Genomic DNA, 17,797 nt, shown 5'->3' with positions numbered 1-17,797 from the left:
GGGAGTCGGGAAACGTAACCCACTGAGGCAGACAACGATGACAGAACGCGTACAAGTCGGCGGCATTCAGGTCGCAAAGAATCTGTATGATTTCGTGAACAACGAAGCGATCCCGGGCACCGGAATCGATGCCGATAAATTCTGGGCAGAATTTGACAAGATCGTGAACGAGCTGGCGCCACGCAACCGTGAATTGCTGGCCAAGCGTGATGCTATCCAGGAAAAAATGGACAGCTGGAACCGGGATCACAAGGGCCAGAAGCTCGACATGGGCGAATACAAGTCTTTCCTGAAAGACATTGGTTACCTGGTTGACGAGCCTTCCGAGTTCAAGATCTCCACCTCCAATGTCGACCCGGAAGTGGCAACCATGGCCGGCCCTCAGCTGGTGGTGCCGATCATGAACGCCCGTTTTGCTCTGAACGCTGCGAACGCGCGTTGGGGTAGCCTGTACGATGCGCTGTACGGTACCGACGCGATTTCCGAGGAAGACGGCGCTGAAAAAGGCCGTGGCTACAATCCGGTTCGCGGTGCCAAAGTTATCGAGTGGGCCCGCAACCTGCTCGACAGCTCGGCACCGCTGGCCTCTGGCAGTCACAAAGATGCTGCCAAGTATGTAGTTGAAGGTGGCAAACTGGTCGTCAAGCTGCAGAACGGTGACTCCACGGGCCTGAAAGACGAAGCCGGCTTTGTTGGCTACACCGGTGCTGCTGATGCGCCCACCGGCGTGCTGCTGGTCAAGAACGGCATGCACTTCGAGATCCAGATTGACGCCAGCCACCCGATTGGCAAAGACGACGGTGCCCACGTCAAAGACGTGCTGATGGAGTCTGCACTGACCACCATCATGGATTGCGAAGACTCGGTAGCTGCCGTAGACGCCGACGACAAGGCACTTGCGTACCGCAACTGGCTGGGCCTGATGAAGGGCGATCTGCAGGAAACCTTCGAGAAAGGTGGCGAGCAGTTGACCCGCAAGATGAATGCGGATCGCACCCACACCGCGGCAGATGGCAGCGAGCTGAGCCTGAAAGGCCGCAGCCTGATGTTTATCCGTAACGTCGGCCACCTGATGACCAACCCGGCCATCCTGCTGAAAGACGGTAACGAAGTGCCGGAAGGTCTGATGGACGGTCTGATCACCTCACTGATCGCCATTCACGACATGAAGGGCAATGGCAAGTTCCAGAACAGCACCAAAGGCTCCATGTATATCGTGAAGCCTAAGATGCACGGGCCGGAAGAGGTTGCATTCACCAACGAATTTTTCGGTCGTGTCGAGGATGCATTGAGCCTGCCGCGCTTCAGCCTGAAGGTCGGCATCATGGACGAGGAGCGTCGCACCACAGTTAACCTGAAAGCCTGTATCCACGCCGCGAAAGAGCGGGCTGTGTTTATTAACACCGGTTTCCTGGATCGCACCGGGGATGAGATCCATACCTCCATGGAGCTGGGTCCGTTTATCCGCAAGGGTGCGATGAAGCAGGCGACCTGGATCAATGCCTACGAGCAGTGGAACGTGGACATCGGCCTGGAAACCGGTTTCCGTGGCGTTGCCCAGATTGGTAAGGGCATGTGGGCCATGCCTGACCTGATGGCCGGCATGCTGGAAGCGAAAATCGGGCATCCGAAGGCCGGTGCGAACACTGCCTGGGTTCCATCTCCCACGGCGGCCACACTGCACGCCACTCACTACCATCAGGTAAGTGTGGCTGATGTCCAGAAGCAGCTGGAAAGCCGCACCCGCGCCGCGCTGGACGATATCCTGACAGTACCGGTGATGGATGATCCCGCTTCTTTGAGCGCCGAAGACATCCAGCAGGAGCTGGACAACAACGCCCAGGGTATCCTCGGTTACGTTGTGCGCTGGATTGACCAGGGCGTTGGCTGCTCCAAGGTGCCGGACATCAACGATGTCGGCCTGATGGAAGACCGTGCGACTCTGCGTATCGCCTCCCAGCTGCTGGCCAACTGGCTGCACCATGGTATCTGCTCTGAAGATCAGATCATGGAGACCATGAAGCGTATGGCAGCGGTAGTCGACAAGCAGAACGCCGGTGATTCGGCGTACCGCCCGATGGCCGGCAACTTCGATGACAGTGTCGCCTTCCAGGCAGCGCTGGATCTGGTTCTCAAGGGCCGCGAGCAGCCTAATGGCTACACCGAGCCGCTACTGCACGCTTACCGTCTGAAGGCGAAAGCCAAATACGGGCAGTAAGAGCTGCGAAATAAAAAACCCCGCTTCGGCGGGGTTTTTTGTGGCACGTCGGATCAGGCAGAGCCTGAATCCTGACTCCGGGCTCAATCCTTGTGCAAGACATCAGCCGCATAGAGGGTGTTTTGCAGCAGGGTGGCGATGGTCATCGGCCCTACGCCGCCGGGAACCGGCGTTATATAGGCCGCGCGCTCCGAAGCGGCTGCGAAATCAACGTCGCCATGCAGTTTCCCGTCGTCCATCCGGTTGATGCCCACATCAATCACGGTTGCACCCGGTTTTACCCAATCGCCCTTGATCAGGCCTGGCTTGCCGACGGCTGCAACCAGGATGTCAGCCTCACGAACAAACTTCTCCAGATCCGGAGTGAATCGGTGACACACGGTTGTCGTGGCACCCTTCAATAGCAGCTCCATGCTCATGGGGCGGCCGACGATGTTGGAGGCGCCAACGATGACGGCGTGCTGGCCCTTGTAGGGCGTGTCGATGCTGTCGAGCAGGGTAATGATGCCGGCCGGTGTGCAGGGGCGCAGGGTAGGCTTACGCTGCATCAGGCGACCGATGTTGTATGGATGGAAGCCATCAACGTCTTTATCTGGCCGGATTTTTACCAGAATCGGATCTGCATCGAGATGCGAGGGCAGGGGGAGTTGCACCAGGATCCCGTCCACGGTGGGGTTCTCGTTCAGCTCATCAATCAGTGCTTCCAGCGCTTGCTGGGAAGTGTCTTCCGGCAGATCGTATGAGAGTGAGAGGATTCCCGCTTGGTCGCACGCCTTCCGTTTATTGCCCACGTAAACGTGGGATGCGGGATCGTTGCCGACCAGGACTACGGCCAGTCCGGGCGCTCTAAGCCCCTGTTGGGTTCTTGCTTCCACCCCTGCGGCGACTTGCTGTCTTACTTCGGCGGCAATCTCTTTTCCGTTGATCAGTTTGGCGGTCATGTCTCGTCTTGTCGGTTGGGCATCGGTAAATTGAAGGGTCGGCATTGTCTCATGCTTCCGCCGGAACTCCAATTGGACGGTTGTCTGGGCGGCGCGCGCCGGAACTTTTGTCAGGGCGCTTTGTCACTGAAGAGACTGTTGTTTCAGGGAATTTGGAAATACGTGTTGACGGCACCGTCCGGCGCCGGTAATATGCGCGCCAACTTTGCTGAGGCACTTGTTGTTCAGTTCAGACGGGGTATAGCGCAGTCTGGTAGCGCGCCTGCTTTGGGAGCAGGATGTCGGGAGTTCGAATCTCTCTACCCCGACCAAATTTCTGAATGTTCAGGTGGGCGAACGGTTAAGCGCCCGTAGCTCAGCTGGATAGAGCACCCGCCTTCTAAGCGGGTGGTCGCAGGTTCGAGTCCTGCCGGGCGCGCCATCAAGTCGTTGGCTTGGTCCGCGCCGGAGCGACCGTAACCAGCAAAGTTGAAAAGTTAAGGCATGTCCCGATGTGGTGGACGTAGCTCAGTTGGTAGAGCTCAGGATTGTGACTCCTGCGGTCGAGGGTTCGATCCCCTTCGTCCACCCCACTTTTCTTTCAGAGTAGATTCCGCGTTTGTTGAATAGATTGATGGCAGGCTTGCCATCGGGCATTCTTCATTCTGTTGTGCGCGAGTGGCGGAACTGGTAGACGCGCTGGATTTAGGTTCCAGTGGGGCAACCCGTGAGAGTTCTGATTTTCAAGGGCTTTCCTACTGTGACACATGAAAATGTGTCAAAAACGTGCCAATACCGTTTCAGGTAATCCGGTTGAAGCTGGAAACTGACTAGGTAAAATGGCCTCAGATTTGAAAGTTTGCTCCGGTGGTGGAATTGGTAGACACGACAGGTTTAGGTCCTGTTGCCGAGAGGCGTGGGGGTTCAAGTCCCTCCCGGAGTACCACTTAAGAAGCCCCTAAGATTCGTTCTAAGGGGCTTTTCTGTTTTTAGAGGGGGGCTAATGAGGGTAGGGGCTTTAGGGCTGCTATACGTGCCTCCAAGCTTTCTCTTGGTGCACACTGGTAATCGTCTTACCGTTCACCCCGAATCGTCTTGCTAACGCGTTCCTTCCGTACTCAGGGTGACGAGGCGTGTAGTGCTTTCTGATGAACCTTACGTCTTCCTCTGTAAGCTCTGCGTTAGTTAATTCCTCTCCCTTGCGGGGACGTATCAGGCCCGTTTTGAGAGCGTGTTGAATGTTCCCCCGATTGTCGATCCACTCAAGGTTTTCCACCCGGTTGTTAGTTTTGATTCCGTCCTTGTGATTCACTTGGGGTAGGTCATCCGGGTTTGGTAGAAAAGCCTCAGCTACCAGTCTATGCACCTTGAGGCACCTATACTTTCCATTTCTACCGCCTACTTTCGTTGATAAGACTTTGTAACCGGTTTTGTGTGTGCCAAGTGAAAGTAGCTTGTTGGATGTCTTACTAAAGACTCTTCCGCAGTTGCTAATTAGAAATCTATGTTCATAACCTACTACGTCTTCCCATAATTCCCCATATTTTGATAACTTATTTATTATTATTAGCATCTATGATTTTCCTATTAGTTAATAGGAAAATCTCACAGTTTTCTAATCTGTCAAGAGCATGTATTTTATTCTAAAGATGGTAACTCTTTTGAAGCTTTATTTTTTTAGTATTGAGTCGATTAGGCCAACTACTATCCTAGATATTTCATACGTTTTATCAATCCGTTCCAGTGCCATATATTGTGTTGCCAGACTGTTATTTTCAGTAAAGAAATCAGATATTTTGGATTGAGAAACGAGCCCCTCTTCTCCAACGCCAAAAAGTACATTTATATGTTCTATGTTGTGATAAAGCTCTGTAATATTTTCTGAAAGAGAAATAAATTTCTCGTCATCCAGAACCATTGAATTAACCAAGCTTATTATTTCAGGAATCTTCCAAGTTCTACTAAAGCTTTGAGCTATTACGAATCGTAGAGTGAGTAAAGATATAAATCTATTGAAGTCAGAAAATTGAACGTAGGGGTGAAATGTCTTTTCGTCTGGGTTTTTGTAGGTTTCGAATGGCTTGCCTAAAGACTTATGATAAGACGTTTTGAGCTCGAACTCATAATCTAAAAGGTCGTCTTGAAGTCGTTCCTTAAGGTTTTTTAGATGATTTGATAAGAGTGCCTTTCTTCGCTTTTTGGGTAGGTATGAGAAAATGTAGTAAGTCACGGTGGTAGTTAAACCAACTAGAAGAGCGTCTAGAAGGAGTCCTAAGACATCAATTTTCTCTGAAAAGTAAAATTCCATTCTTCCCCCAATCCTTACGATTAAGGGCATGGTAACTAACCGGTGTTTACTTCGCTAGGTCTCAGTAGTAGGTTTTGGTCCTACTAACGCCTCCAAGCCTATCGTTACACGTCTCTATTTCACCTAGCGCCTCTACGTAGGCAATTTCTAACGTTGAATTATCAGCAGAGTCAGACATAGGGTATACACAGCCTTGCAAATCCACGTCTTCAGGTAAGGAGTTGTTAGAGCTCGCGTGTATGGTCCCACAGCTTGTGAGAAGCAATAGGGAGAGCGAGGGTGCCCTAGGAGATTCTGAAGATGGTCAGGCCGATCACAGGCGTCTGTTGAGTAATGGGAGCGCTATGAAATGAGAGGTTCCGGATGTTTAGAATTCACCTCTGAATACATGGAGGTTAATCCAAAGGTAATTACGAGCAAGGTGTGGGAGAAAAATAAAACTCATGGATCCCTATTCTTATTGTACTTATAGAGGCATTTTGCTATAAAACGATGGAAAATTAGGTTATCTGGAGTAAATTGAATGAGTACAGCAATTACTAAGTACTACAATGCGATTTCTGAACTGGAGGCGCTGAAAGCTGAAATTGCTAAAATGGAAGAGTCCAAAGCACTCAAGGAAGAGTTAGAATTTAAGGCGGCCCTTGAAAAACTGATGGATGATTACGCTAAGGACGCTAAGGAAGTGGCAAAGCTTTTGGGCGGCTTAAACGCTCCGAGCACCCGCTCTAAGCGGACCCCGAGTACTTGGAGTAATCCGCACACAGGAGAGAAAGTGGTTACTGCTGGTGGCAACCACAAGACTTTGAAAGAATGGCGTAAAGAGTATGGCGCTCATGAAGTTGCCAAGTGGAAAGAGCCAGCTTAACGAGTTATTACGAAGGAATCCCTGAAATTAAGGATTCCTTCAAGTCTGCTAATCGATTGTGACCCCGTAATGTTCGACTAGCATCCTTTTCTGCTCGGATTCTTTAGATATTTCGAGTAGAACCTTGATGGTGTTCTTATAGATATGGCCCAAACTTGCGTCATGTGCATTTATAGTCAAAAGCAGTTTAATTGTATTTTTGAAATCACTGAATGAAGATGATTGTAGCAACTCGCGTATTTCATATTCTTCTAGGTTGTCTAATGAAGCAATATCTTTGCTAGATAGAACGGGGTTATCTCCATTTAATAAGCGTTTAAAGGTCTCTTTTGCGGGCAGCACCTTGATTGCATTTTTATAATTATCTTCCATGATTGGCTTTAGGTAGTCATCCCAATCCAAGCGCCTGCCATAATCATCAAAAGTGAAAAATTCAGGGTTGCCGCTGTGCGTTTTTACATAGGCCTGAACAATATTATCACCTAGTTCTTTTCTTCCAAGTCTTTTTAGAACTTTATAGGATTCGTTGAGCGTATGCGGTCGGGTATTTTCAATATTTTCTAAGATGCATTTTACGAGTTGATTAATAAAGTGCTCTTCGTGAGGTTTATCCATTAGCAACGTATAGAAAACCTCTATTGCTGACTTAATGTCATGGGCAGCCAGATCGTTTAGGAATAATCTTTGTTTCTGTTCTGCGGTTTTTAAAAAGCTTTCATTGTCAATATAGCCGGATACGACAGAGTTTATTATAGTTTCATCAAAATCGTCAGTTTCGTAGTGACCGTAACGGTTTAGAAATTTATCCCATGTCTCATATAGTAAATTCTTAGCTTTATCATCTTCAGTCAATTCTTTCTCGTCATATTTCTCTTCTAATATACGAAATACTTGTGTGGAAGTTCTTTTATCAAGATCAAGCAAGAAATCAATCGATGGTGCTTCTTCGTCATGTCCGTAGAAGCAGTAAGCTGCTAATATTAGTGTAGTTATAAACTGAAGTTGAACTTCAGGGATATAGTCGTCTAGGCTGTGTTGTTCCCGTGCTTGGTGCAACAAATTCAATATTTTTTTTATGATTCTTAGGTTTGTTACGCCAATTTTTATGCAGTTATCCCTGACTATAGAAATTAATTCGTCATCTGACTTTTTTGTTAGGATGTTAACAGTCTCGATTGGGGAAATCCTAAACTCTACATCGTAGTCTATGACTTTTTCGCGATATGTCTTATATTCCTCTGTCTTTTGATCATTCAGGAGTAATACAATCTTACAATTCCTCTTAGATTTTAAATCGTTTATGAATCCTAACGCTTCTTTTTCTCCTATAGTAGAACGTTCGAAGTCATCTATACATATGATCGTATTTCTGATCAGAGAGTTAGACATCGAACTGAAAAGGGTGTCGACAAGAGTTCCTGCATTTATTCCTGAATATTTTAAAGCCTGAGAAATAATCCCGGGTAAGAATTTCCCTGTGCTTTTTTGGATTTTGGTTACACCTTCCGCATGCTTTAGGTCCAAGGTATTCAATTTATTGAATGCAATCTCAGTTCTTAAATCTTGCAAGGTGGTTACACCAAACAGGGAGACATATGAATAATAATTTAACCCTATTGCTTCGGGATCCCCACTGATTTTTGCTTGCTGACTTTCCTCTAGAATGGTTTCCCAAGTGTACGTTTTCCCTACGCCCCAGTCCCCGCGAATGGCTAGAACCTCTGGCTCCCTTGAACGTAAAAATTCCCTAATTTGAGTTTTTATTACCTTCAGCGACATCGGCCACGACTCCTTTTATAAACTGATTAGAGTAGAGCCTATCAGAGTGGCAAGAACTTGGGGCGTTTCAGGTTAAGTATTGAAGACCAACGAGGTGCCTTCATGAGCATTTTTCTGCAAGCAGATTGTGATACCTTTTGGGGATGGAATCACTAGGAAAACATTGCACTTATGGAGATACCACAGAGAGTTAGGGAAGGGGTACAGATACTGGCGGAAGACGCCCTTATAGTGGTTGGCTTTTCTCTCGCTGCAGTGGGCATGGTTGAGCTATCCGGCTGGTCTTCGAAAGAGCTTCTACAGGGTTACACACCGCTCTTACTAGCTATGTTCTCTATAATTGTCACTGTAAGCGCTCTAAGGCTGAGCATCAAAGAGGGAAGAGAGAGGGCGGAGAGAGAGCGTAACGACGCCGTAAGGCCGATACTGATTATGTCAACTAATTCAGACCCGCATGGTGTATCTACCAAAGACTTTGAGTGTTTCCCTTTTTCCTCGTCGATAGATGGCAAAGAAATCATCTACCTTGAAAATGCCGGTTTAGGAGCAGCGATTAACATTGAATTCGCCGTAAACTGTGAGGGACCGCGCCATTATAAAGTCTACCCTTACGCTCATAAACTCAAACCTGACGAAAAACTGGAAATGTGGTTGAGTTTTTCGTTGCCTGATCCGATCAAATCGTTTTTAACTCGTTGCGAAGACGTTTATGGAAACCACCATTATTCTATTCACAGGTTTGACTCAGTAGCTTTAAGCGGTGATCGCATTTGGAGGAATGATTATTTAATGGTTGAGGGTGAAACGAAAAGAATTCTTGAGCGAGCTATGTCTGGCAAGCCTTGGTCAAGGTTAGTGAGATCAAGATTTGAGGAAGAGAATTCAGCCAGTCAGACTAACGATCCAGAGGGTGACTCCGTAAGTCAATGAAAAATACAAATAAAAAATCTAATCCCGCGCACATGTGTCAAAAACTGTGTAAAACGCCCACTTGGGAGAGCCGTGACGAATTCAAGGGAGTGAAGGGCAGGCCGTATTGATCGGGAGAAAGTTAGCAATGTTCACTTTTTTGGATCTATGGCGATAGGAGCATTTGGCATAGGCTAAGAAAAATGATTAAAGGTAAGCGGTTAATTATTTTTTCGTGAATTCGTTCTATTGTATTCCTTCACACCGATCTTCAGTATTTCTTCCAATACGTTTGGCTGATTGATGAGTAACTTGTAAAAAACATGATATTTTTTACTTTGCTTTGCAAACCTGCCATATTTTATTCCTTTCCATTCAACAATCACATGTTTCGATATAAACTTTGCCAAAGAACTTTTGTCAGTAAGATTTATTTCTCTAGAGGACGGAGAGTTCTTCAATATATTTAAATATATTTCGGAAGCTTTTCTTCTATCTATTTCTTTAGTCTGTTGTATGGCTGAAGTTTTTTTATCGATTAAATTTGCTATTTCTTTTATTAATCTTATTAAATTTTTCGCATTAATTCGAATGTGATTTTTGTTTTTCAAATTAATTGTTATTTCTCGCCTATCGTTTTTCTCTGTATCTATAATAATATCCGAAATTTTCATTTTGGTTGGTCATACTCCTTTGTGGTGTCTGTGCTGTTGTGGCCTTGATTAAAAATCCAATAGTAATTCCTCAAATTGTCTTGCTTATATCTATTCTACGAATATCACGGAACTGACTTGGCTTCTGCAGTTACGTAAATTATTTATTATTTGCTATTCCTTATCTTTGGGTTAAATGTTTTGTTTTTAAATGCGAATAGTAGCTATATAGAGGAGTGGCAGGTTGGTAATTTACGACGTAAGGAGTAAATTCCTGTCATTCCTCTATATAGATACAATGTGGAAATGCGACTCTGGAGTATTTCCGCGATTAATCCATTGGTAAAAGTACTTTAAGGCATTTAATAGCAGTTTATAACCCGCTTTGCTTTGCGCAAATCGAATTGTAATGTCTTGCCTTTCGTCTTCGACATTACAGAATTAGTTGATTGAAAAAATACTGTTTCGGATTTTGTGCAATACAATTAGCACAAAAATAAATTTTGCCCTTGTGGCACAGGGGGGTTAGACGATCTCTCTTAATAAACTATATATGTAAAATAAAAACACGGCTGCTGACCGTAACTAAATTATAAAACATAAAAATTCAACTGAATTTGGTCCTATAAATATTAGTCTCATGGCACAAAAGTATTGACATATTAGAGATCTGTGAGATAAGTAAAGCAACAATAATTATAATAAGGTGCAAAAATGAATAATATAATACACGTTTTAGACTCTATTCCCGGAACCAGAAAAACAACCGGTGCTATCAACTATATTAATAATAATCCCTTAAAACCAATTTTATATATTTGTGAGTACAAATCTGAAATTGACAGAGTATGTGCGGCGACAAATTGCGTACAGCCGACGACTTTTTATGACGAAACTCTAGAGCGATATCACTCGAAAAAAGATGATATTAAAAAAATTATCCTTTCCGGTAAGTCGATAGCCAGTAGTCACTCGCTATTCATTAATTTTGATGCCGAAATACTAACGGCAATAGAAAAAATTGGTTATGAAATAATTCTTGATGAAGTGCTGGATCCCATCGTAAAAATTACTAGTAAATACAATTCCGCCGATTACAAAACCTTAGAAGATAGCGGGCACATAAAAACTGATAAAACAGGTAAGATTTCGTGGAATTGGAGCGTGGAAAAAGAAAGCGCATATGATGAGTTAAAGGCGTTATGTGAAACAGGATTATTGTTCAAAGCTGGTGATCTGAATCAGTTCCTCTACATGTTGCCTATCGAGCTTTTTAACAAGGCTTCAAAGGTAACTGTTATGACCTACAATTTCAAAGGTAGCTATCTATATAGATATCTGTCAATTCATGGATTTCAATTTGTTCCAGAAATTAATATTAAGGTAGCGTGTACTGCGAAACTAAAAAAGCATATAAAAGATCATGTTGTTATTTGTCGGCATAAAGGCACGGATAAACTGAGAACTATAGAAAAAGGAACGTTTAAAACTAATGGTTACACATTTAGTTATAATTGCTATTTCACCAAAATTTCAAAGTCGAAGAGATCAGAGAGCGTAGCATTTAGAAAATTTGTTAGTACCCGATTAAATTTAATTTTTAGAGAAATTATAAGAAAATATGACCCAGAATTAAGTGTATCTAATGTAATGTATACTTTACCGAAAGAATATTCCGGAATATCTACTTGTGAAAAGGAGGTTAAAGGCAAAGTTTACAAAAAACGTGTTTACCACTTCGATAAAAATAAAACCATTCCAGCCCCACGCATTTCTAGCGTGAAATGTTTTGTCCCTTTTAACTGTCGTGGTACGAACGAATTTAGAGATAAAGCGATTCTGATTCACTGTTATAATCAATTTGCTAATCCATTGTTAAAATCGTTTTATGATAAATACGCGAATATTATGATTGATGAGAAGGAGTTGGCACTTAACACTCTAATTCAGTGGGTCTTTAGAAGCCGATTGCGTAACTTCCGAAATGGGGAAAAAATATATATTTACTTTCTTAGTGAGAGAATGGAAAAAATTTTCGAAGAATGGATTGATAGTTTATAAAAAAACCGCTGTAGGTGCGACAGCGGGAAAATAGGGTGACAAATCCATATTTTTATTATTGGGTATTAATTATAAAGAAATTTTTATTAACAATTTTATTTATCGGTAGGGGAGATGTGGGCGTGAAAGACTGGTTAGAAATTTTGGAGAGTGACGAAACCCAGCTAAGTGATTTTTTCAGGCATTACAGAAAAGAAGTCAACGCAGCTGAAGTAGAGTCCGTGATGGTGGGAGAAACGGAGAATCTGGCAAGAGACATTCCAGCAATCATGTGTAAGCACTTAACGCAGCTGTATGAGGTTGAGGCTGTATTAGCAATGTTTAAAATTAAATTGAGGTCGATTAGGAGTAAGCACTACATAAGTTACCGAGAATATTTCGGTTACGCTGTAGGTGAAAGATACTTGGATAGGTTGATAGATGAACATGCTGACGTGATTGATCTTTTGAAGGTTATTGATCGAATTGGTTTATTGCGTAAAAAGTTTTTAGCAGTGACCAAAATTCTTGACTGCAAGAGCCGAGAGATAGTTGAGGTGGCAAGGGATTTAACAGCTCGTGCTAATCACATTTAGATACGTCTCCTTAAAATCGGATACGTCTTGCTCCAATAATAAAAATAGATGTTTTCTTGGCAAGTAGACAATATTAAAATAATTAATTATATTAATATCGTTGCTTTATTGTTTATGTGAAATAGTTAGCATCTAAATGTCATGAGCACTTTCTTCGAAAATACTCGCCCTTCAAAAGGTATAATTATGCCAATAAAACAAAGAGGAAATAGCTGGCAAGTAGCTGTCACCCTAGATAAGCGCTATCGGAAATCCTTTAAAACCCGTTTAGATGCTGAAAGGTGGGAGCTGGAAGCTAAGCTCCGTTTTTCTAAGGGCGAAGTGGTAGACGATGCAAGGAGCGTCAAGGAGGAAAGTTCAAAAAGTATCACGTGGGAAGAGCTTAGACAGGAAGTTACACAGACAAGATGGAGAAATCAAAAGTCATCAAAAACTCATGAAATCAATGGTAAAGCTATTGTTGAATTAATTGGTAAAGATGCTTTAGTTAAGAGTATCACACAGAGAATGATTGATTCGATAGGCGTGATGATGCAAGAGGAAAACGAAGAGGTATCCCCTGCTACCATTAATCGTAAATATTCGTCATTGAGTGTGATGATTAAACACGCTAAGAAAAGAGGTTATATACGAAAAGACTTTGATTATGAAATTCCAAAGTATAAAGAAGCTGAGCACAGAATACGTTGGATTTCTGATGAAGAAGAAGTGAAGATTGTTAATTACCTAAAAAATGTTAAACCAGAGGTAGCCGATATGGTTGTGATATTGGTGAACACGGGTCTTCGGCTGTCTGAGTTATGGAGGCTAACAGTTAGAGACGTAACGGACACCCATTTAACGGTATGGGAATCAAAGAGCGGTAAAGCCAGATCAGTACCTTTAGTTAAACGAGTAAGAGAGATTTTTAAGAGATATAAAGAAAACAAGGATCCTAATAGTAAAATCTTCCCAGATTGGACGAATTGGAGGTTAACCCACTACTGGAACAGAGGTAGGGACCATTTAGAGCTAGTTCCCATCCATAAACAGGCGTTTTTCAATATTCACACTTGGCGAGGCCGGCCACGGAACCACACCTCACCCTCGCTTCACACACTTCAGGACCACGGGGGGGCAAATTCGCCGTCCGAGGCCGCATTAGGACGGTTTTCGGGCGAACTCACCCCTCGGCCCCTCTAGCCGATGCACTCTACCTGAGTTCGGCGGATCTTGGGATGGGCTAAGTGGGGCGCTGCCGCGTAAACACCGCCAGATTATGGGCCACCACCGCCGACCAGACATAGGCTCGGAAATGAGACAGCCCCTTCCAGGTGCAGCGAGTCAGCCCATAGGCCCGCTTCAAACACGAGATACCCGCCTCAATACCCGCCCGAAAGTCACACAGCCGACGATAGACCCAAAGGCTTTTCGCCATTTGCTCGACCCTCAGGCCCTTCTTCTTGCGAAAGGCCACGTCCTTGACGCCCAGGGCCTTGGCGTGGCGCACATTCGCCTGGCTGGCATAGCCGCCATCGGCGGCCACTTGGCGTGGTGCACGCCCGTAACAGGCGATCTGCCGTTCCAGCAGCGGCATAAAACGCTCACTGTCGGCGGGGTTGCCTGGCTCGATCAACACGTCAAGCACCAGGCCGCTAACGCCTGTCGTCAGATTGAGCTTGTGGCCATACTGGATCTCTCGCCCACCCTTGATGATGATGTCCGTATGGGCCTCGAACAGGCTGAACACCTTCTCGCTTGCCGGCACCGTTTCCCCCTTGAGGACCCGCCGCTCTGTCTGATCGATCACCCGCGCCAGCAAGACGCCATAGCGCACCGCCTCCCCCTGCCAGTCGGCCAGGTCCTGCGCCTCCACCGCCAGGGCCTCCAGCCTCAGTTGGGCTTCGTGCAGATAATCCAGCGTGGCACGGGCCACTTTGAGCAGCTTCCGGTAGCGCTTGTCTTGCGACTGCCTGCCTCGCCCATACTGGATCTGGCGATCATACTTTTTCGCCGCCCGACCGTGATCATGCCAGGTCAACCGGGTGTCGCCCGCCAACGCCTGAGCCCACTTCAGCAAGCGAACCAGGACGCGGACCCCGTCCCACAGCAGGCTGCTATCGGTGGGTGGATGAATATCCGTCTCGGTCACCGTGCTGTCTACCCGCACCTTGCGTCCACGCTCGACCTTCTCCGCTTGCGCACTGACCAGCAACGTCCGGTTGATCCGCTCCCAGCTTTCGGCGCGAATGCGGCCGATGCAAGCCTGAAGCACGGATTTGCGGGGCCGACAGGCCGGCTCCAGCCGCGCAAAGGCTTGAAACGACCGAGAGTCCTCCAGGCAAAAGGCCAACTCCTCGTAGCTGAGCTGGCGGCGCTGCTTGAGCAGGGCACAACGCAACACGGTCTCCACCGACAAGCCACGGCGTCCGGTCGGCTTCACCCGGTCTCGGCCCAAGTCCGCAGCCACCCCCTCCAGCACTTCGGGGTGCTCATCCAGCCAATCGGACATGAGCTTCAACTCACGGCCGAGTTCGTGCTCGGCAAACACATCGAATATACTGCGTTGTGCAATGCTTTTTTTTCGCATTGTGGCCTCCGCGGATTTTGGTTTTTCTTTTAATTTCAATTGGTTGAAACAAAGAATGCCATTTTCCGCCGGAGGTTTTATTTATTCAGTTCGCATTTTTTACAATAAGATCATTGGTTTACGTTTATGGATGGGCACGAGCTAGCACAGGATCCGCAATTTGTTCCGCACGTGTGTCGGCATACCTTTTGTACACGGTTGATTCAAAGGGGAGTTCCTATCACTCACGTTCAACGGCTAGCCGGTCACAGTGTCATCACAACAACGCTTCGTTATGCGCACCTTTCTCAGGATGATTTAGACCGAGCGATACTGGCACTGGAAGAGGGGCAAGAAGGCCTTGAAAGCACTCCAAAGGGTAACCGCGAAAGCACCTATATAAAGGAAGGAAGAATGGGAGGCTCGCAGGGTGTCTGAACTGTGTCAGAAGTGTGCCAAAATTCGGCAAAATGACGCTTACCCGTAAACCGCAAATCTGAACGAAGCTACGAAAACAGCGTCCTAGCAACTTCCAGTGTAACGCTGATCGATTTAGGTTCCAGTGGGGCAACCCGTGAGAGTTCGAGTCTCTCCTCGCGCACCACCCCTTTCTTTTTTCTCTTTCGTCCCCATCTCTGTCTTCAAGATTCAGTCGGTCCCGTGACTGTGCGGCATCAAACTGCATTGCAGGGTGATTCTCTCGGCGGTGCAAAGCATGATAAACTACCGGCTTTTAATTTTCGGTCCTTTTCCAGGAATCTCCCTTGGACCGGACTTTTAGGTTTAATTTCATTCACATACCGAACCTGTAATTTGAGGATCTTCCATGCAAGTGTCTGTTGAAACGACCTCCAACATCGAGCGTCGAATGACGATTGGTGTGCCCGCCCAGGAAATCGACCAGGCGGTCCAGAAACGCCTGCAGGAAACAGCGCGTACCGTGCGCCTGAACGGTTTCCGTCCGGGTAAGGTGCCCATGAGCGTCGTCAAGCGTCGTTTCGGTGACAGCGTCCGCCAGGAAATCGTTGGCGAGGTTATGCGCGACAACTACATCAAGGCACTGCAGGAACAGGATATTAACCCGGCAGGTTGGCCGAAGTTCGAGCCAAAGACCATGGAAGAGGGCAAAGACCTTGAATTTGTCGCCATCTTCGAAGTGCTGCCGGAAATCGAGCTGGGCGATCTCAGCAAGATTTCAGTCGAGAAGCTGACTTCCGAGATCACCGACAAAGATGTCGACAACATGATCGACAACCTGCGTCGTCAGCAGGCCACCATGAAAGAAGTCAAGCGCAAGTCCAAAAACAAGGACGTGCTGACCATTGACTTCAAAGGTTTTATCGACGGTGAAGAATTCGAAGGCGGAGCCGCTGAAGGCCATCGTCTGACTCTGGGCTCCGGCCAGATGATTCCGGGCTTTGAGAAGGCCATCGTTGGTGGTAAGGCCGGCGAAGACATGGAAATTGAGGTTACCTTCCCGGAGGATTACCACAACGAAGATCTGGCGGGTAAGCCGGCCAAGTTCGAGATCAAGATTCACAAGGTTGAAGAGCCGCAGTTGCCGGAACTCGACACCGAATTCTTCAAGAAGTTCGGTATTGATGCCGAAGACGAAGCGACTTTCCGCGAAGAAGTCAAAAAGAACATGGAGCGCGAGCTCAAGCAGGCGGTTTCCAACAAGGTCAAGAACGACGTTGTTGACGGTCTGCTGGAAACCACTGAGCTGGATATTCCGGCTGCCCTGGTTGATCAGGAAATCGATCGTCTCCGTCAGGACGCCGTCCAGCGTTTCGGCGGCCAGATTGATCCGCAGCAGCTGCCCAAGGAAATTTTCCAGGAGCAGGCTGAGCGCCGCGTGAAGACTGGCCTGCTGTTCCAGGAAGTGGTCAAGAAAAACGACCTGAAAGCAGACCCGGCCAAGGTAGACGAAAAGATCCAGGAGATCGCGTCTACGTATGAACAGCCAGAAGAAGTGGTTGCACACTTCAACAGCAACCCGGAGCAGAAGTCTCAGATTGAGTCTTCAGTCCTGGAAGATGCAGTTGTTGACCACGTGCTGGAGCAGGCCCAGGTCAAAGAAAAGAAAGTCAAATATGAAGAGGCCGTTCAGGCCGGTCAGCCCCAGCGCTGATTTTGCCCGGGATCGGAGTAGAAAGCCGGTCCCGAAGGCCGACCCCTGAGAACAGCCGGCATGCCCGGCTGTTCTCATCTGGGGCCGCTGCTGGCAAAGTATGGGGTGCAACTTTATTGAAACTGCCGTGGCGCGAGTCCACGACCCATTGTCCATAAGGAGTTCAGGCGCATCATGACGCAGAAACCAATTGATGGTCCCGCAATGGTTACCAATTCCGGACTGGTACCGATTGTTATCGAGCAGACAGCTCGCGGCGAGCGGTCGTTCGACATTTATTCCCGTCTGCTCAAGGAGCGGGTGATCTTCATGGTGGGTCCGGTTGAGGACCACATGGCGAATCTGATTGTGGCCCAGCTCCTGTTCCTCGAGTCTGAAAACCCGGACAAGGATATTCACCTCTATATCAACAGCCCCGGCGGCTCGGTAACTGCAGGTATGTCTATCTACGACACCATGCAGTTTATCAAGCCGGATGTAGCCACACTTTGTGTTGGCCAGGCGGCCAGCATGGGTGCCTTCCTTTTGGCGGGCGGTGCTGCCGGGAAGCGGGCGTGTCTGCCGAACTCCCGAGTGATGATCCACCAGCCGCTGGGTGGCTATCAGGGTCAGGCAACGGATATCGAGATTCACACCCGTGAAATCCTGAAGATTCGTCATACCCTGAATTCGATCCTGGCCCATCACACCGGTCAGGATCTGGAGACTATCGCCAAGGATACGGACCGTGACAACTTCATGGATCCGGCTCAGGCGAAAGAGTATGGGCTGATCGATTCAATACTTGATAAGCGCGTACCGAATAAATAATACTGGAAGTAATCGCA

Annotated in this window: 15 protein-coding genes and 4 tRNA genes; 13 read left to right on the top strand and 6 right to left on the bottom strand. The window is 46.9% G+C overall.

The features are described 5' to 3' along the window. The first annotated feature begins 37 nt into the window (after positions 1 to 37). Entirely contained in the window at positions 38 to 2,218 is a 2,181-nt protein-coding gene (locus tag AC5JQH_RS01985; protein ID WP_491713711.1) for a malate synthase G, read from the top strand. Positions 2,219 to 2,301: 83 nt separating this feature from the next. Here AC5JQH_RS01985 and folD read toward each other — a convergent pair whose 3' ends face one another. Further along, positions 2,302 to 3,159: a bifunctional methylenetetrahydrofolate dehydrogenase/methenyltetrahydrofolate cyclohydrolase FolD gene (gene folD / locus AC5JQH_RS01980; protein ID WP_493805965.1), complete on the bottom strand. Its 858-nt coding sequence runs from the start codon at positions 3,157 to 3,159 to the stop codon at positions 2,302 to 2,304. 234 nt (positions 3,160 to 3,393) lie between these two features. On the opposite strand from folD, the gene AC5JQH_RS01975 reads away from it, so the two are divergent. From AC5JQH_RS01975 to AC5JQH_RS01960, 4 genes are all read left to right on the top strand, one after another. Beyond that, positions 3,394 to 3,470: transfer RNA gene (locus AC5JQH_RS01975), tRNA-Pro, on the top strand. Between the two features lie 33 nt (positions 3,471 to 3,503). After that, positions 3,504 to 3,580 (top strand) — tRNA-Arg (locus AC5JQH_RS01970). Positions 3,581 to 3,655: 75 nt separating this feature from the next. Continuing rightward, positions 3,656 to 3,731: transfer RNA gene (locus AC5JQH_RS01965), tRNA-His, on the top strand. Between the two features lie 268 nt (positions 3,732 to 3,999). Continuing rightward, a tRNA-Leu gene (locus AC5JQH_RS01960) sits at positions 4,000 to 4,084 on the top strand. An 81-nt stretch (positions 4,085 to 4,165) separates the two neighbouring features. Here AC5JQH_RS01960 and AC5JQH_RS01955 read toward each other — a convergent pair. Together AC5JQH_RS01955 and AC5JQH_RS01950 are read right to left on the bottom strand one after the other, a co-directional pair. Then, positions 4,166 to 4,711: an NUMOD4 domain-containing protein gene (locus AC5JQH_RS01955; RefSeq protein WP_493805228.1), complete on the bottom strand. Its 546-nt coding sequence runs from the start codon at positions 4,709 to 4,711 to the stop codon at positions 4,166 to 4,168. A gap of 96 nt (positions 4,712 to 4,807) precedes the next feature. After that, on the bottom strand, positions 4,808 to 5,446 hold the full coding sequence (locus AC5JQH_RS01950; protein WP_493805227.1) for a hypothetical protein: 639 nt from the start codon (positions 5,444 to 5,446) through the stop codon (positions 4,808 to 4,810). A gap of 523 nt (positions 5,447 to 5,969) precedes the next feature. On the opposite strand from AC5JQH_RS01950, the gene AC5JQH_RS01945 reads away from it, so the two are divergent. Then, complete coding sequence (locus AC5JQH_RS01945; RefSeq protein WP_493805226.1) at positions 5,970 to 6,314, top strand: histone-like nucleoid-structuring protein, MvaT/MvaU family; 345 nt, start codon at positions 5,970 to 5,972, stop codon at positions 6,312 to 6,314. 48 nt (positions 6,315 to 6,362) lie between these two features. Here the strand turns inward: AC5JQH_RS01945 and AC5JQH_RS01940 are convergent, their stop codons facing one another. Next, complete coding sequence (locus tag AC5JQH_RS01940) at positions 6,363 to 8,093, bottom strand: hypothetical protein (RefSeq protein WP_493805225.1); 1,731 nt, start codon at positions 8,091 to 8,093, stop codon at positions 6,363 to 6,365. 171 nt (positions 8,094 to 8,264) lie between these two features. Here AC5JQH_RS01940 and AC5JQH_RS01935 point away from each other — a divergent pair, with 171 nt between their 5' ends. Then, the gene (locus AC5JQH_RS01935; RefSeq protein ID WP_493805224.1) at positions 8,265 to 9,023 is read left to right on the top strand and encodes a hypothetical protein; all 759 of its coding nucleotides are present in this window, start codon (positions 8,265 to 8,267) and stop codon (positions 9,021 to 9,023) included. Between the two features lie 200 nt (positions 9,024 to 9,223). On the opposite strand, the gene AC5JQH_RS01930 is transcribed toward AC5JQH_RS01935, so the two are convergent. Next, the gene (locus AC5JQH_RS01930) at positions 9,224 to 9,676 is read right to left on the bottom strand and encodes a hypothetical protein (RefSeq protein ID WP_493805223.1); all 453 of its coding nucleotides are present in this window, start codon (positions 9,674 to 9,676) and stop codon (positions 9,224 to 9,226) included. Positions 9,677 to 10,369: 693 nt separating this feature from the next. Between AC5JQH_RS01930 and AC5JQH_RS01925 the strand changes: the two genes are divergently transcribed. The 3 genes from AC5JQH_RS01925 to AC5JQH_RS01915 all read left to right on the top strand — a co-directional run bounded on the left by AC5JQH_RS01925 (position 10,370) and on the right by AC5JQH_RS01915 (position 13,473). Beyond that, positions 10,370 to 11,716: a YonV C-terminus-related protein gene (locus AC5JQH_RS01925; RefSeq protein WP_493805222.1), complete on the top strand. Its 1,347-nt coding sequence runs from the start codon at positions 10,370 to 10,372 to the stop codon at positions 11,714 to 11,716. 35 nt (positions 11,717 to 11,751) lie between these two features. Continuing rightward, on the top strand, positions 11,752 to 12,291 hold the full coding sequence (locus tag AC5JQH_RS01920) for a hypothetical protein (protein WP_493805221.1): 540 nt from the start codon (positions 11,752 to 11,754) through the stop codon (positions 12,289 to 12,291). Between the two features lie 141 nt (positions 12,292 to 12,432). Next, positions 12,433 to 13,473: a tyrosine-type recombinase/integrase gene (locus AC5JQH_RS01915; protein WP_493805220.1), complete on the top strand. Its 1,041-nt coding sequence runs from the start codon at positions 12,433 to 12,435 to the stop codon at positions 13,471 to 13,473. Positions 13,474 to 13,513: 40 nt separating this feature from the next. Here the strand turns inward: AC5JQH_RS01915 and AC5JQH_RS01910 are convergent, their stop codons facing one another. Beyond that, positions 13,514 to 14,860 carry an ISNCY family transposase gene (locus tag AC5JQH_RS01910; protein ID WP_474541292.1) on the bottom strand — a complete coding sequence of 449 codons (1,347 nt, stop codon included), beginning with the start codon at positions 14,858 to 14,860 and terminating at the stop codon, positions 13,514 to 13,516. 126 nt (positions 14,861 to 14,986) lie between these two features. On the opposite strand from AC5JQH_RS01910, the gene AC5JQH_RS01905 reads away from it, so the two are divergent. The 3 genes from AC5JQH_RS01905 to clpP all read left to right on the top strand — a co-directional run bounded on the left by AC5JQH_RS01905 (position 14,987) and on the right by clpP (position 17,780). Beyond that, a complete protein-coding gene (locus AC5JQH_RS01905; protein ID WP_493805219.1) occupies positions 14,987 to 15,277 on the top strand; it encodes a tyrosine-type recombinase/integrase in 291 nt (96 codons plus the stop codon). 388 nt (positions 15,278 to 15,665) lie between these two features. Continuing rightward, a complete protein-coding gene (gene tig, locus AC5JQH_RS01900; RefSeq protein WP_008174593.1) occupies positions 15,666 to 16,970 on the top strand; it encodes a trigger factor in 1,305 nt (434 codons plus the stop codon). A gap of 174 nt (positions 16,971 to 17,144) precedes the next feature. After that, positions 17,145 to 17,780, top strand: a complete 636-nt coding sequence (gene clpP, locus AC5JQH_RS01895) for an ATP-dependent Clp endopeptidase proteolytic subunit ClpP (RefSeq protein WP_039882061.1) — start codon at positions 17,145 to 17,147, stop codon at positions 17,778 to 17,780. Positions 17,781 to 17,797 lie beyond the last annotated feature (17 nt).

It is taken from the genome of Marinobacter sp. H13, assembly GCF_059072335.1.
Note: the sequence above shows the minus strand (reverse complement) of the source record. Positions and strands in the feature narration are given on the sequence as shown.